15 protein-coding genes, 1 tRNA gene and 1 riboswitch are annotated in these 15,387 nt (G+C 42.5%); of the genes, 5 read left to right on the top strand and 11 right to left on the bottom strand.

Translation table 11 applies throughout. The features are described from left to right. Nucleotide 1: 1 nt before the first annotated feature. The gene (locus tag DLJ48_RS06355; protein WP_128686648.1) at nt 2-616 is read right to left on the bottom strand and encodes a metallophosphoesterase family protein; all 615 of its coding nucleotides are present in this window, start codon (nt 614-616) and stop codon (nt 2-4) included. 115 nt (nt 617-731) lie between these two features. Between DLJ48_RS06355 and DLJ48_RS06350 the strand changes: the two genes are divergently transcribed. The 4 genes from DLJ48_RS06350 to DLJ48_RS06335 all read left to right on the top strand — a co-directional run bounded on the left by DLJ48_RS06350 (nt 732) and on the right by DLJ48_RS06335 (nt 4,130). Beyond that, nucleotides 732-2,027: an NCS2 family permease gene (locus DLJ48_RS06350; RefSeq protein WP_128686647.1), complete on the top strand. Its 1,296-nt coding sequence runs from the start codon at nt 732-734 to the stop codon at nt 2,025-2,027. 131 nt (nt 2,028-2,158) lie between these two features. After that, nucleotides 2,159-3,118 (top strand): thymidylate synthase, encoded by a 960-nt coding sequence (locus DLJ48_RS06345; RefSeq protein WP_128686646.1) that lies wholly within the window; start codon nt 2,159-2,161, stop codon nt 3,116-3,118. A 25-nt stretch (nt 3,119-3,143) separates the two neighbouring features. Further along, nucleotides 3,144-3,215, top strand: a tRNA-Gly gene (locus DLJ48_RS06340). Nucleotides 3,216-3,248: 33 nt separating this feature from the next. Beyond that, nucleotides 3,249-4,130: a YitT family protein gene (locus tag DLJ48_RS06335; protein ID WP_128686645.1), complete on the top strand. Its 882-nt coding sequence runs from the start codon at nt 3,249-3,251 to the stop codon at nt 4,128-4,130. On the opposite strand, the gene DLJ48_RS06330 is transcribed toward DLJ48_RS06335, so the two are convergent. The 9 genes from DLJ48_RS06330 to lysA all read right to left on the bottom strand — a co-directional run bounded on the left by DLJ48_RS06330 (nt 4,113) and on the right by lysA (nt 13,079). Next, nucleotides 4,113-4,655, bottom strand: a complete 543-nt coding sequence (locus DLJ48_RS06330) for a 5-formyltetrahydrofolate cyclo-ligase (protein ID WP_243148538.1) — start codon at nt 4,653-4,655, stop codon at nt 4,113-4,115. The genes DLJ48_RS06335 and DLJ48_RS06330 overlap by 18 nt on opposite strands. An 8-nt stretch (nt 4,656-4,663) precedes the next feature. Continuing rightward, the gene (gene glyA, locus DLJ48_RS06325) at nt 4,664-5,908 is read right to left on the bottom strand and encodes a serine hydroxymethyltransferase (RefSeq protein ID WP_128686644.1); all 1,245 of its coding nucleotides are present in this window, start codon (nt 5,906-5,908) and stop codon (nt 4,664-4,666) included. Between the two features lie 137 nt (nt 5,909-6,045). Next, entirely contained in the window at nt 6,046-7,218 is a 1,173-nt protein-coding gene (locus tag DLJ48_RS06320; RefSeq protein WP_128686643.1) for an aminotransferase class I/II-fold pyridoxal phosphate-dependent enzyme, read from the bottom strand. After that, nucleotides 7,218-8,318: an aspartate-semialdehyde dehydrogenase gene (locus DLJ48_RS06315; protein WP_128686642.1), complete on the bottom strand. Its 1,101-nt coding sequence runs from the start codon at nt 8,316-8,318 to the stop codon at nt 7,218-7,220. The genes DLJ48_RS06320 and DLJ48_RS06315 overlap by 1 nt, the downstream gene beginning before the upstream one ends. 2 nt (nt 8,319-8,320) lie before the next feature. Next, nucleotides 8,321-9,082: a 4-hydroxy-tetrahydrodipicolinate reductase gene (dapB, locus tag DLJ48_RS06310; RefSeq protein WP_128686641.1), complete on the bottom strand. Its 762-nt coding sequence runs from the start codon at nt 9,080-9,082 to the stop codon at nt 8,321-8,323. Continuing rightward, a complete protein-coding gene (dapA, locus tag DLJ48_RS06305) occupies nt 9,079-9,957 on the bottom strand; it encodes a 4-hydroxy-tetrahydrodipicolinate synthase (RefSeq protein ID WP_128686640.1) in 879 nt (292 codons plus the stop codon). Before dapA ends, dapB begins: the two co-directional genes overlap by 4 nt. Continuing rightward, nucleotides 9,954-11,102 carry an N-acetyldiaminopimelate deacetylase gene (locus DLJ48_RS06300; protein ID WP_128686639.1) on the bottom strand — a complete coding sequence of 383 codons (1,149 nt, stop codon included), beginning with the start codon at nt 11,100-11,102 and terminating at the stop codon, nt 9,954-9,956. Before DLJ48_RS06300 ends, dapA begins: the two co-directional genes overlap by 4 nt. Beyond that, nucleotides 11,102-11,803 carry a 2,3,4,5-tetrahydropyridine-2,6-dicarboxylate N-acetyltransferase gene (gene dapD, locus DLJ48_RS06295; protein ID WP_128686638.1) on the bottom strand — a complete coding sequence of 234 codons (702 nt, stop codon included), beginning with the start codon at nt 11,801-11,803 and terminating at the stop codon, nt 11,102-11,104. The genes DLJ48_RS06300 and dapD overlap by 1 nt, the downstream gene beginning before the upstream one ends. Continuing rightward, nucleotides 11,796-13,079 (bottom strand): diaminopimelate decarboxylase, encoded by a 1,284-nt coding sequence (lysA, locus tag DLJ48_RS06290; protein ID WP_128686637.1) that lies wholly within the window; start codon nt 13,077-13,079, stop codon nt 11,796-11,798. The genes dapD and lysA overlap by 8 nt, the downstream gene beginning before the upstream one ends. Nucleotides 13,080-13,134: 55 nt before the next feature. Further along, nucleotides 13,135-13,305: riboswitch (Lysine riboswitch) on the bottom strand. Nucleotides 13,306-13,425: 120 nt separating this feature from the next. Between lysA and rpmF the strand changes: the two genes are divergently transcribed. Then, nucleotides 13,426-13,608 carry a 50S ribosomal protein L32 gene (gene rpmF, locus DLJ48_RS06285; protein WP_128686636.1) on the top strand — a complete coding sequence of 61 codons (183 nt, stop codon included), beginning with the start codon at nt 13,426-13,428 and terminating at the stop codon, nt 13,606-13,608. Nucleotides 13,609-13,701: 93 nt separating this feature from the next. Here rpmF and DLJ48_RS06280 read toward each other — a convergent pair whose 3' ends face one another. After that, the gene (locus tag DLJ48_RS06280) at nt 13,702-15,363 is read right to left on the bottom strand and encodes a formate--tetrahydrofolate ligase (protein WP_128686635.1); all 1,662 of its coding nucleotides are present in this window, start codon (nt 15,361-15,363) and stop codon (nt 13,702-13,704) included. Between the last annotated feature and the right edge of the window lie 24 nt (nt 15,364-15,387).

Raw genomic sequence — 15,387 nt, 5'->3', positions numbered from 1 at the left:
GTTATCGCCTTTTTGCAAAATCATCCGCTTTGGCCTGAACCAAAAATTCAACTTGTTTCATCGAAAGAGGTGTGCCAAACGCAGGACATTGCTCCTTTGAAAAATAATCAAAATCACTAGAATCAATACCAACATTAATGTTTTCCTTGATATCAACAGAGCTGTGATGAATATGGCCATGCAAATTAATGCTGTTGGTCGTGATGCCGAAGATCATCGGATAATGCGTCAGAAAATACTGGCGGTGATCAAACTTAAAATAAGCACCTACGTCATGAAAACTGAATTTAGGCTGGCCACTGGCGGTTTTATAATTATTCGCATCCAAATACTTAAAAAAATCATGGCTATCGTGATTGCCCTTGACAAAAATGATATTGCCCTGAAGACGATTTAAAATAGCCAGCATATCTTCTTTGCTGCCATTCTTATAGAAGACACCAACATCCCCGCAGTGATAGACAGTATCAACCGGCATGACCACCTTGTTCCAAGCCTCGATGATAGCTTCGTTCATATCGTTAACTTGTAAAAAATCTTGCCGTGCCGGTGCAAAATGTGGATGACCAATTAAGCCGGCATCGAAAAAATGTGTATCTGAGGTCACGAAATTCATACTTTAATCTTAGCAATCTCTGTCAAATTTAAAAACTGATATCAACTCATATTTGTGAAAAAAATAATTTAAATGTTCGTGTTTTCATGGTTAATAATCTCTTCGTGGAGGAAAAATGGATCAATATTTTAAGTTAAAGGAAAACAAAACAACGATTGGTCGGGAATTCGTTGCTGGACTGACTACTTTCGTTTCGATGGCCTATATTCTTTTCGTTAACCCAAGTGTTTTGGGAGTAACTGGTATGAATAAAGGTGCTGTCTTTGTTGCAACAGGTGTCGTCACTGCGGTGGCAACGATTTTTATGGGAGTGGTTGCCAAGTACCCCTTTGCGATCGCCCCGGGCCTTGGCATTAATGCCTTCTTTGCCTACTCAGTCGTTTTAGGCATGAAAGTACCCTGGCAAACGGCTTTGGCTGCGGTCTTTATCGCTGGAATCATCTTCTTCATTCTGACAATTTTTAAAATTCGTGAAATTGTCATCAACTCAATTCCCAAGGATCTAAAAGCTGCGATCGCAGCTGGAATTGGTCTGTTTATTGCTTTTATTGGTTTTGAAAATGGTGGCATCGTTGCCTCTTCTAAAGACACGATGGTCACTTTGGGAAACCTGGGAACACCAACAACTCTGTTAACGATTTTCGGTGTTCTTTTCACCTTTATTCTGTATGCAAGACACGTTCCTGCCTCGATCTTTTTAGGAATGATCGGTACCACGATCGTTGGTCTTTTGACCCATTTGATCGCTTTGCCAACAGCCGTTGTTTCAGCTGCGCCTTCTTTAGCGCCAACCTTCGGCCGAGCATTGCTGCATTTGGGCGACATCAATACTTTTAAATTATGGATCGCTGTTTTCACTTTCCTGCTGGTCACCTTCTTCGATACAGCCGGAACTTTAGTTGGCCTAGCTAAGAATGCTGGCTTTCTAAACGAAAAAGGCGAGCTTCCCCGTGTCGGACAAGCTTTGATGGCTGATTCTGTCGGCATGCTGGTCGGACCTGTGCTGGGAACCTCACCAACTTCAGCTTACATTGAATCATCTGCCGGAATCGCTGTTGGTGGCCGAACAGGCTTGACATCAATTTTCACAGGGATCTTATTCCTCTTTTCATTGATATTCAGTCCTTTGCTGTCAGTTGTTACTGACGCAGTCACGGCACCAGCCTTGATTCTGGTCGGTGTTTTGATGGCTTCTAACTTAGCTGATATTGATTGGAAAAATTTCCCAGTTGCCGCTTCGGCACTGCTGATCGCAATTGGTATGCCACTTACCTACAGTATTTCAGATGGTATTTCATTAGGATTCGTTACCTACCCGATTTTGATGATTATGACCGGACAAGGAAAGAAAGTATCACCGGTCATGTATGCCTTAGGAATCATTTTCGTACTGTTCCTAATTTTAGTTTAATTAATCAATTTTAAAGACTAAAGTTCGTCATTGACGGACTTTTTTTATTTGAAAATAAATATATATCGGCTTTATAGTTTATTTACCGAACGAACTTGCGAACCAAGGCAAAAATTATTAACATATAATCCATGAGCGAAAACGAAGCAGCATATTTAAATCTTGCCCGCTATATTTTACAAAAAGGAACAACTAAAATGGATCGCACACAAACTGGGACCCGATCAGTTTTCGGGGCTCAGATGCGTTTTGATCTCAGCGAAGGTTTTCCCTTGCTAACAACAAAAAAAGTGCCCTTCGGCTTAATTAAATCCGAATTACTATGGTTTTTACGCGGCGACAATAATATTCGTTTTCTATTAGAACATCATAATCACATTTGGGATGAATGGCCCTTTAAAAAATGGATCGAAAGTACTGATTACCAAGGCCCAGATATGACTGATTTTGGTCATAGATCGCAAACAGATCCCGAATTTGCCAAGCAATATCAGCAGCAAAAACAACTGTTTGTTGATCGAATTTTAAGTGATGATAGCTTTAGTAAAAAATTTGGCAACATTGGTGATGTTTATGGCAAACTTTGGCGGCGCTGGCCGGATGCTCACGATAACGGCAGCGTTGATCAAATCAGCCGTTTGATCAGTGAAATCAAAATAAATCCTGACTCGCGCCGATTAATTTTGACAGCTTGGGATCCAGAAACGACACCCTTAGCCGCACTGCCGTCCTGCCACGTTATGAGTCAGTTTTATGTCGCTGAAGGCAAAATCAGTTTGCAATTATACCAGCGATCAGGTGATTTCTTTTTAGGTGTTCCTTTCAATATTGCCAGCTATTCGCTATTACTATCTATGGTTGCAGCACAGACAGGCTTGCAGGTCGGCGAGTTCATCCATACGATCGGTGATGCACACATTTATAACAATCATATTGATCAGATTGAAGAACAGCTGACAAAGCCCATGCATCAATTGCCAGTTTTGAAACTAAACCCGGATATCAACTCAATTTTCGATTACACAATGAAAGACATCAAAATTGAAAATTACATTCATGAAGATCCAATTAAAGCACCGGTAGCCGTTTGATATAATAGTCTGCGGATGTTTTTTTGCGAACATAGTTCAGTGGTAGAACGCCACCTTCCCAAGGTGGAGGTCACGGGTCCGATCCCCGCTGTTCGCTTCATAACTCAGTGCGATAACCTATACTAGGAACATGACTTCTTTCTTTAAGCAAATCAAGCCTCTACACTTTCTGGCTTATACAATCGGCTGTGCTTTTTACGCTTTTGCCTTAATTTACGTCAATATCCCCAACAAATTGGCCGAGGGTGGTGTAACTGGTATTACGCTTATTTTTCGTGCTTTATTTTCAATTGACCCAGCTATTACAAATATTATTTTTAATATTCCTATTTTGATCCTCGGTTATTTAAAGTTGGGCAAACGACAGATTTTGACAACTTTCTACTGTATTCTCATCTTATCTTTTTGGCTATGGTTCTTTCAACAAGTACCATTAACGATCAACCTCAGCCATGACAAACTCATTTCTGCCCTCTTAGCCGGCCTTTCGATCGGCCTTGGTCTTGGTCTGGTTTTCCGCTTTGGTTCAACGACTGGCGGATCGGATATTATCGCCCGTATCATTGAACAAAAATTTGGTATCGCGATGGGAAAATCTCTGTTTGCCATTGACGCGATCGTCTTAGCCATGTCATTAGTCTACTTGGATTTTGCCGAAATGATGTACACCTTGATCATGTCTTTTGTTTCATCTAATGTGATCAATTTCATCCAAGATGGCGGTTATTCAGCTCGAGAATTCATGATTTTTTCAAAATTTCCAACTCAAATTGCCGAAAAAATCATGAAGGACATCGAAAGAGGTTCGACTTATATTGACATTGAAGGCGGCTATGAGAGAAAGCCGGGTCGTGCTGTCTATGTCGTTGTCGATCCATCCGAAGTCCGGCAAGTTAGGGAAATCATTAATGAGATCGACCCGAAAGCTTTTGTATCGATCAGGGTCGTTTCCGAACAGTTAGGCGAAGGTTTCACTTACTTAAGAAAAAAACGCTCAATCTTCGGGCGTTAAAATCTGTTTAATTCGGACATCTAATCGATCGCTGGGCAACTGTTCTAGTAATTGGTCATTCAATGATAAAGAAAGCGTCTGACCTGTAAAATCAGCCAAATAGCGATCATAGAAACCAGCACCAAATCCCAGTCGTTTACCAGGTTTTGTAAAGGCCAATCCTGGCACGATCATTAAATCAATTTGCTCTTTGGGAAACTCATTAGAAGTAACGGCTTCAAGAATATGCATATTGCCTTCAACGAGTCTGGTCGTTTCCTCAAATTCAGTAAAAATCATTTTTTTCTGAATGATTTTTGGAATCAAAACCGTTTTATCTAATTCCCAAGCCTGCTGGATAATCGGCTGAGTATCAAGTTCTATAGGTAAATTAAGTGTCACAGTTATGGTCTGTGCCTGCTGCCAGAGATCGCTGGTAAACAATTGTTTGTAAAGCGACAACGATTCAGCTTTTTTTTTGCTAGGATCCAGTTTAGTCAAGCGATCTTTTTGCTGTATTCGTAATTGTTGTTTTTCATCATTCATAGGCATCACTAAAAGGGATCTGAATCGAAAGAAAAGCGATCCATCAGATCATAAACATCTTGTTTGACTTTTGCTAATTCTGTCTGATCATCATGGTGGCGGATCGCGCGCATGATCAATTGTTCGATCTGCAGCATTTCAGCTTCTTTCAAACCCTTCGTCGTCATAGCTGGTGTGCCGATACGAACACCAGAAGTGACAAATGGCGAACGTTTTTCATTAGGCAGTGCTTCTCGATTCAATGTAATTGAAACTGAATCCAATAAATCTTGTGCCTGTCTGCCGTTTAAATCGGTTTTCGTCAGGTCCAATGTAAACATATGGTTATCAGTGCCGCCAGACACTACCCGAATCTCAGGTTCCTTGGCAAAAGCATCAGCCATTGTCTTGGCATTTTTAATAATTTGAGCAGAATAAGTTTTAAATTCAGGCTGCAAGTCTTCATAGAAAGCAGCAGCTTTAGCAGCGACAACATGATCCAAGGGACCACCTTGAGATCCTGGGAACACAGCCGAATTGATGCGTTTAGCGTATTTTTCGTCAGCCAAGATCATGCCGCCGCGAGGACCGCGCAGCGTCTTATGCGTCGTTGTGGTGATCACATCAGCTAGACCAACCGGCGTCGGATGCAGACCAGCCGCAATCAAACCAGCAATGTGAGCAATATCGACCATTAAATAGGCACCCACTTCGTCAGCAATATCACGAAAGGCTTGAAAATCAATCGTGCGGGAATAGGCCGAAGCACCAGCGATGATCAGTTTTGGCTGAAATTCCTTGGCTTGTTTTAAAATAGCATCATAATCAAGCAGTTCAGTCTCTGCATCGACCTTGTAATTATCAGATTCGTACATCTTGCCGGAAAAACTCACGCTGGCACCGTGAGTCAAATGACCGCCAGAATCCAAATTCATGCCGAGAATCTTATCACCAGGATGCAGGAAAGCCATATAGGCCTCAAAATTAGCGCTGGAACCAGAATGTGGTTGAACGTTGGCATAACTAATACCGAATAGTTCCTTTGCCCGCTCGATAGCCAAATTTTCAGCAATATCAATATACTCATTGCCGCCATAATAACGTTTTCCAGGATAGCCTTCGGAATATTTATTCGTCAAAACGCTGCCTTGAGCTTGACGAACAGCTTTAGAAACAAAATTTTCAGAAGCGACAAGTTCAATATTGTGACTTTGCCGCCCTTCTTCGCCTAAAACGGCTTTTGATAGTTCAGGATCCAAAAAATTCTTTGCCATGATCACTCCTTAAAATCTTTTTCAGTTTAGCATTTTCCAGATTAAATAAAGTTTAATAAGTCAAGAAAACTGACAAGAAAATTCCTTTTAATAGTTGCTATGAATTAATAAAAAACACCGAGTTCTCGGCGTTACGTTTAAAGCAGGTAGTTTTTTAAACGTTTAAGCGCTTCTCGCAATTTTGCATCAGAAGCCGCGTAACTTAAACGCAGATAACCTTCGCCGCCAGGTCCAAAACAGGATCCTGGAATTAAACCAACCAAAGCCTTGTGTGCTAACTCGATCGCAAAAGCTGAATCATCTTGATTTTGACCTTCAGGAATCTTCAAAAACAAGTAAAAAGCACCATCTGGTGCAGCAACGCCAAAACCAAGTTTTTTAAATTCTGGGATTAGAAAATCACGGCGTTTTTGATATTCAGCCCGCATCTGTTCTGTCACAGCATCGCCATCATTAAAAGCAACCGTCGCGCCGACCATAGCCGGATTAGAAACAGCTGTAATCGCAAATTGATGGATCTTCACAATTTGCGAGATCAGTTCCTTGGGTGCCGCAACAAAACCGATCCGGTCGCCCGTCATGGCGTGTGATTTTGAAACGCCGTTTAAAACAACTGTCTGCTCTGGCAAAAACGAAGCAATTGACACGTGTTTGCCAATATAATTCAAAGTCGAATAAATCTCATCAGAAATCACAAGCAGATCCGTCTTGGCCAAAACATCAGCCAATGCTTTTAACTGCTCGCCGGAATATTCTACACCCGTCGGATTATTTGGATAAGTCAAAACGATCGCACGAGCATTTGGATGCGCTTCGATCGATTCCTGCAGTCTTTTTGCTGTCAGAACAAAATCCGTATCATTTGTCGGAATATAAATCATTTTGGCGTGATTAACGTGAGCCAGCTGCTCATACAGCGGGTAAGCTGGCGATGGCGCCAAAAGTTCATCCCCCGCTTTTAAGATGGTCGATAGCGTCGCAAAAATAGCTTCCGTCGAACCAACAGTTGTTAAAATTTCGCTTTCAGGATCATAATCGAGGTCGTAATTCCTTTTTAAAAAATGAACGACCGCTTGTCTAAAATCGATCGAACCACGAGCTGTTGAATAATGAGAATCGTTATTTTCAATGGAAGCGATCATTGCCTTTTTGACCAACTCAGGTGCATTGAAATCAGGCTCGCCCAAAGTCAACCGCAACAGACCGTCAATCTGACGAAATTCTGTATCGAACTGACGAATTCGATTAACCGAAATATTTCTAATATCCGGTCGAACGCTATTAATCAAGCTTTCCTTTAATTTTGGCATTAGTTCTCCTTAAACAATTCGTATGATTTTTCAGGATCTGCGACGTGGACTAGATCTCGTTTGACTAATTCTTCAGCAATCTGCACAGCGTTCCAAGCCGCACCTTTCAATAGGTTATCAGAAACGACCCACATCCAATAACTGCCCTTATTTTCTGCGTCGGGCCTGATACGACCCACGAAAGTTTCGCGCTTGCCAACTGCATTGATCGGCTGCGGATAAATCTGCTGAGCTGGATCATCTTGCAAGACCAGACCATCACCAGCGGCAATGGCAGTCTGAATGGCTTTCGCAGAAGCTTTATCGGCTTGATCAACCTGAAAATAGACCGTCTCGCCATGACCAACCGGAACCGGCACACGTACAGTCGTTGCCGTTACTTTGAGCTGGCTGGCATTCATATCATTGAGGAAGATTTTTTTCGTCTCATGGATCATTTTCCATTCTTCATGCGTATAAGCATCATCTTCAAAAACATCGATCTGCGGCAGCAAATTAAAGGCCAGTGGATAATGTTTAGCAGCAGCTTTAACCGGTAGGATCTTGGCTGTCATCTCTTGGCCATTCACATGCTGGGCAGCTTCGCTATCTAATTCATTCCAAGCTGATTGACCAGCACCAGAAGCAGCTTGATAAGTTGAAACGATTGCCTGCTTTAAACCGAATAAATCAAAAATAGGTTTCAACGCAACGACCATCTGGATCGTTGAACAGTTCGGATTGGAGATAATACCCTGATGATTTTGCAAAGCCTCAGGATTTACCTCGGGCACAACTAAAGGCACGTGTTTATCCATGCGAAAATACGAAGTATTATCAACAGCTACCGCACCACGTTTAACAGCTTCAGGCAATAAACGCTTGGAAACAGAACCGCCAGCTGACGATAAAACTAGATCAACGCCATCAAAAGATTCGGGTCTAGCTTCTTCGATCGTATATTCTTTGCCCTTAAAAATACGTGTCTGCCCGGCTGAACGGCTTGATGCCAGTAATTTCAGCGACTTCACAGGAATCGTTGACTGTTCCAATTGTTCACGCATTCTTGTACCAACAGCACCAGTAGCACCTAAAACTGCAACATTAAATTCTTTGACCATTTTTACTCCAACCCCATTACTTTATCTAATCCTACAATTAATCCTCGCTGCTGGCGAGCTTTTTTAATCGCCAAGGCCACACCAGGCATGAAGGATTTTCGATTCAAACTATTCTGTGCGATCGTCAAAGTTTCGTTATCATTTCGAAAATCAACCGATTGGTAAGCTACATAGCCCTGCTGTCGCTTAGACGTGATCAATAACTGATCAACGATATTCTTATCGCCGCCATCATTTTTTGGGAAATGACTCGTCTGAGCGCCAGCCGCAGCTAACAAACCTGCAGTGATTCTGGCTGTGCCACTAGGAGCATCCAATTTATCAGGGTGGTGAATTTCTTCAATTGAAACATCCGGCATAAATTTAGCTGCAATTGCAGAAAAAGACATCATCAAGACGGCTGAAATACTAAAATTCGGTGCAATAATACCATTAACATGATAGTGCTCTGCTAACGACTGCAGCTGCTTGATCGCATCAGCTGTTAAACCACTCGTCGCAATAATTGGCGTGATTTTATGTTCGATCGCCCAAATGGTGTTTTTTAAAACGACATCCGGTCGCGTTACATCGATCCATATATCATAATTGCCTTGGATCTGGTCCAAATCATGGAAAACTTTAACCTGCGGATCATACGCTTGAGTAGTGGGCTTTTCATGCAGCAAGACCGCATCCAAAGACCAATCACGATGTTCGGCAATCAGTTTTTGAATTTCTAGACCCATTTTGCCAGAAGCGCCAGCCAAAAAAATCGAGATCATTGTCTTAGCACCTCCATAATTTCAGCTGTTTGCTGCTGATCTAAAGCTAGGATCGGCAAACGCGGCAGGCCTGTATCGATACCCATTTGTCGATAAACGGCTTTGATCGGTGCTGGTGACGGATGACTGAATAAGGCTTTCACTCTGGGATTAAGAAAACGAAAATCTTTAGCGGCCTTGGCCACATTGTCTTGGTCGATCGCGGTAAACATGTCGATAAATTGTTTAGCATAAAAATGGGAAACGACTGAAATCGTACCAGCACCACCTAAGGCATAATTCAAAAAGGCTTGGCCATCTTCACCGGTGAAAACGAGAAAATCTTTCGCTGCATGTTCGATCAGTTCCGACATATCATAGTCAGAATTGCATTGTTTGACTGCAATAATATTTTGATGTTCAGCTAATTTCAGCAAGGAATCAACAGTCAAGCCAGAAATGGTTCGACCAGGGATGTTATAAATGACGATCGGCAAAGGACTGTGATCAGCAACTTCTGTAAAGTGCGCGATCATACCAGCCTGGTCCGGTTTATTATAGTAAGGCGTCACAACTAAGAGCGCATCAATTCCGGCAATTCGACCAACTTCTTGGGCAAACATAACCGTTTCTTTCGTATTATTCGAACCGACGCCAGCAATAATTTTCGCCCGACCAGCTACAAAATCGACGGTTTTACGGAACAAGGCGATCTTCTCATCATGTGTTAAAGTCGGTGCCTCACCGGTTGTGCCGGAAACCACAAAGCCCTTAACACCATCTGCAATTTGCGAATTGATCAATTTTTCATAGATATTAAAATCAATCTCATCATTTTGGTCAAAAGGCGTGATGATCGCTGTCAATAAATTTGTATTCGCTAAAACGTTTGTCATTTTTGCATCCTTGCTGTTAAAAATCCTGTTATCGCATTAATACCCTTCATAATCGCTGATTCATCCGGATTCAACTGATTCGAATGCAGTGTGTGAGTCGGGTCGTTAACACCCAACCAAAACATCGTTCCCTTAAAGTGATTTGACAGAAAACCAAAGTCCTCAGCGATCATAGCTGGTTCAACGATTTGAAAGTCAACCTGTGCTGCATGTTCCATGTAGTCAATAAAAAAATCCGTTGCTTCCTTATCGTTGACGACCGGCATATAGCCGCCTTGGCGAAAATTAAGTTTCAATTCCTGATCGAAAGCTGCCGCAACTCCTTGGGCGATCATGCGAATATGTTTGGTCATCACTTCCATACCAGCTTGTGTGAAACTGCGTATCGTGCCTTCAATATCGGCTTGCCCAGAAATAATATTCATCGCCTGCCCAGAATTGAATTTGCCGATCGTCACAACACCGCCTTCAATTGGATCGATATTTCGCGAAACGACCGTTTGCACGCTAGTGACGAAATTGGCCGCAGCCACAATTGAATCATTGGCTTTTTGCGGGTAAGCAGCATGGCCTGATCGACCGATAAAACTCACGCGTAATTCATTAGAACCAGCAAATAAGGTGCCTTTTCTCGTGGCGATCTGTCCAGCTGGTAATAAAGGATTCACGTGCAGGGCATAAAATTCATCAGGCTTGAATTGGTCATGAAAACCATTGGCGTCGAAGAAACGTTTGCCGCCGAATTCGTTTTCCTCAGCCGGCTGAAAAAAGACTAATAAATTGTCTTTAGGCTGGTTTTCGGCAAAATACGATAACAGACCTAGCGCGATCGTCATATGAAAATCGTGACCGCAGGCATGCATCACATGATCATTTTGGCTTGCAAAAGCAAGGCCGGTTTTCTCCATGATCGGTAAAGCATCCATATCTGTGCGCCAAGCCAGCGTTTTAGTTGCCGCAAAGCCGGCAACACGCACCAAGATGGCCGTTGGTACTTCGCTGATCGTTTCGATCGATAAATTTTCTTGCGGTAATTTAGCGATCTGTTTCAGCAAAAAGTCATGCGTGGCAACTTCTTTTAGACCAATTTCCGGGTGGGCATGCAAATGACGACGAATTTGAATCAAAGCAGTATCAGTCAGCATCAGAGGTCCCTCAAAGCATCGATCAAAGCTGTTTTTTGTTCAGTCTTGGCATCGATCTGTTTGATCACTTTAGCCGGTACACCAGCAACGACTGTTCGCGCAGCAACATCTTTGATCACAACTGCGCCAGCACCAACAACGGCACCGTCGCCAATTGAAACACCTTCGATCACAACGGCATTGGCACCGATCAAGACATTATCGCCAACACGAACCGGCTGCGCTGAGGCTGGTTCAACAACGCCAGCCAAAACAGCACCAGCACCAATATGCGAATGTTTGCCAACGATTGCCCGACCACCTAGTACAGCACCCATGTCAATCATCGTGCCATCCCCTATTTCAGCGCCAATATTGATCACAGCGCCCATCATAATAACCGCGTTATCAGCAATTTTGACCTGTTCGCGAATAAAAGCACCAGGTTCAATGCGAGCGTTGATATTTTTCAAGTCCAACAAAGGCACAGCTGAATTTCGGGAAGTATTTTCAATCACGTAATCCTTTTCGTCCAAATCTGTCAGCAGCGGCTTGATATCCGCCCAATCACCGAAAAGCAGACCAAAAGTTTCATTAGAAAATTGCTGGACCGATGCCGGGATAGGATTCTTTAAAAGGCCGCGGTAGGTCACTTTGACCGCTGTTTTCTTCTTTGCATTCGCAATAAAATCAATTATTTTTTGTGCATCCAAGTCAGTCATTTTCCACCTCATAATCCATATCTAGTCGTGTAATATCAGCAAAACTTTCACGTTTAACAACTAATTGAGCATGGCCATTTTCAGCGAAAACAACCGCTGGACGCGGATTTCGATTATAATTCGATGCCATCGAATAACCATAAGCACCCGTTGCTAAAATCGCTAATAGATCTCCCGCTTTTGTCTTAGGCAGTTCCTGTTGCCAAACAAGTACATCGCCCGATTCACAATATTTGCCGGCAATCCGTACCACTTGTTTGACAGCCGCATTCAGCTGATTAGCTAAAACAGCTTCGTATTTAGCACCATATAGCGCCGGGCGAATGTTATCGCCCATGCCGCCATCAACAGATAAATAAGAACGAATGCCCGGAATGTCTTTGCGGCCGCCGATCGTGTATAACGAATAACCAGCTGGACCAACGATCGACCGTCCTGGTTCTATCCAAATTTCCGGCAACGATAAACCATATTGGCGACTAGCCGTTCGTGCTGATTGACAAATCAAATGAATAAATGTCGCATTTGGAATCGGATCATCTTCTTCGTTATATCTGATCCCAAATCCGCCGCCAACATCAATAATTTCCGGCTGAAAATGCCAATCGTGAGCTGTCTTGCAGAGTAAGTCGACCAGATGAGAATAGCCGTCTGTTTCAAAAATCTGTGAACCGATATGAGCGTGCAGACCACGAAGATTTAAATATTTCGAAGCTTGGATTTGATCAAAAGCAGTCTTGGCTTGGCCAGATAAAAGATCAAAACCAAATTTGCTATCTTGCTGTCCGGTCGAGATAAATTCATGGGTATGTGCTGAAATTCCTGGGCTGAGACGCATTAAAACATTTTGCGTCTGCTGGCGTTTTTCCAAAAGGCCAGTCAGTAAATCGAGTTCATGAAAATTATCGATAATGATCGTACCCACGCCGTAATCCACAGCCATTTTTAACTCATCAAGCGATTTGTTATTACCATTAAAGGAAACGTTTTTCATCGGAAAACCCGCCTTCTCGATCGTTGCGATCTCGCCGCCTGAAACCGCATCGCAGTGAATTTTTTCATCTTTTAACAAATCATAGATCGCTACGACAGAAAAAGCCTTACTGGCATAACTGATTTCATAATGGACTTTTTCAGCAGCAAAAGCGGCTTTCATCTCGCTAATTGTGGCACGAATCCGGCTGACATCGTAAACATACAGGGGCGTCTGATACCGACGAGCTAATTCGTCTGCTGAGACACCGCCAATATAAAGTTGATTATTTTCTGATTGCATAATAAAAACCTTCGTTTGCTAAACAAAACAAACGAAGGTTTTCACCAACTCGTTTGTCCGTCATAGCACTCCACATCTCTGTGACAATCGATGATCTGTTAAAACATCGATCAACCAACAAGCATCTGCTTATACTTTTGATTTCGGCAAAATCCCCTTTCATTTATCAAATTCTAGCAGGAACCACTGATAAACTAATCATGTCTTTTGCACCTCTATTACGGATGATTAAGACAAGTGTATCATAATAGTTATTCACCGGAAAAAGGATTTGTTTTCTTGTTAGGCTTGACTTTCTTGGCCATTTTTGGGAAACTTATAGAGTTATTGAATAAAGGAGCACTTCATGGCTGTTATATCAAATAAAAATTCAAAGTCACACAAGCGCAACCGTCGCGGACACATCTCATTGGATGTTCCTAATATCATTTTAGATAAGACGACTGGCGAGTACACAGTGGCACACCATGTTTCCCCAAACGGTCTTTACAAAGGTCGTCAAGTGGTTGCCGCACCAAAACAAAAGTGACTATTAAAAAAAACGATCCCAGTGATCGTTTTTTATTTTGCCAATAATTAATTGTACTATGCAACTAATTTCCGAATAACGCGATTTTTCAAATCAACTTAAGCCTGTAATCTGACCCTTTTCGTCCACATCGATCTTTTCAGCTGCCGGTACCTTGCCTAGTCCAGGCATCATTAAGACCTTGCCTGCCATCGCCACAATAAAGCCCGCACCAATTTTAGGAATAAAACGGCGAATGTGAATCGTAAAATCACTTGGTGCACCATGAATCTTGCTGTCATCAGTCAAACTATTCGGTGTTTTAGCGATCACAACGGGTAACTGGTCCCAGCCGTTTTCTTTGATCTCAGCTAAGTCCGTCACAGCCCGATCCGATAATTCAAAATCCTTGCCGCCATATATTTTTTCAATGATCGTTTGGATTTTTTCTTCGATCGGGTCATCTGCTTGATACAGCGGCATAAAAGTTCGATGATTTTCAGTTGCGGCCAAGACTAATTTAGCCAAATCAAGAGATCCTTCAAAACCATCAACGAAACTGGTGGCGATTTCAAAAGAAAGTTTTTTATTATTTTCGACAAAATCCTTGACCGTCTCGATCTCTTCGATATCATCATCAAAAAACTTATTCAAAGCCACAACCACCGGTTTACCGTAACGGCTCATCGCTGTTAAATGCCGATCCAAATTCTGCAAACCGATTTTCACAGCTGGAATATCTTTTTTATGCAAGTCTTCTAGAGCGACACCCGCATGGAATTTCAAAGCTTTGATCGTCGCAACCACAACAACGGCATCCGGTTCTTTGCCCAAAACTGGTATTTTGACATCCATGAACTTTTCGCCGCCAAGATCCGAACCGAAACCAGCTTCCGTCACAGCATAATCAGCTAATTTTAAGGCTGCATCAGTCGCGATCACTGAATTCGTCCCTTGTGCGATATTGGCAAATGGACCGCCATGAATAATAAAAGGCGAATGTTCCAACGACTGTACTAAATTCGGATTGATGGCGTCTTTTAAAACGGCTGTCAGTGCACCGGCAACTTTTAAGTCTTCGACTGTGACAGGTTTTCCTTGATCATTTAAAGCAACGACAATTCGATTCAAACGTTTTTTTAAATCAAATAAATCTTTAGACAAGGTCAAGACGGCCATAATTTCAGAGCTGGCCGTGATATCAAAACCAGAGTTGCGTTCTGGTCCATTCACTTTTCCCTTGCCTAACGTGATCTGACGCAAAGATCGGTCGTTCATATCCAAAACACGACGCCAGTATATATTATCCGGGTCGATTTTTAAGTCATTCCCCTGGTGCAAATGATTATCGATAACAGCTGCTAATAAATTATGAGCCGCTGAAACAGCATGAATATCGCCTGTAAAGTGTAAATTAATATCCTCCATTGGAATAACTTGCGCATAGCCGCCGCCAGTTGCACCGCCTTTTAAACCGAAAACCGGGCCCATTGAAGGTTCGCGCAAAGCACCAATAGCTGATTTGCCCAAGCGATTGATCGCATCAACTAAGCCAATCGTGACAGTTGTTTTCCCTTCGCCTGCCGGTGTCGGATTGATCGAAGTGACCAGAATCAATTTACCTTGGCGGGGCATATTTTTAAGACTAGCAGCATCAATTTTCGCCTTATCATGTCCATAAGGAATTAATTGCGAGTCGGACAAGCCAATTTGTTTAGCAATGTCAGTAATGGGCAATGCCTTGACACTATGAGCAATTTCAATATCTGATTTCATGAGTCTAATTCTAGCAAATTGTTA

It is taken from the genome of Oenococcus sicerae (assembly GCF_004102045.2).
GTDB classification, from domain to species: Bacteria; Bacillota; Bacilli; order Lactobacillales; family Lactobacillaceae; genus Oenococcus; species Oenococcus sicerae.
This window is presented reverse-complemented; position numbering and strand designations above follow the sequence as displayed.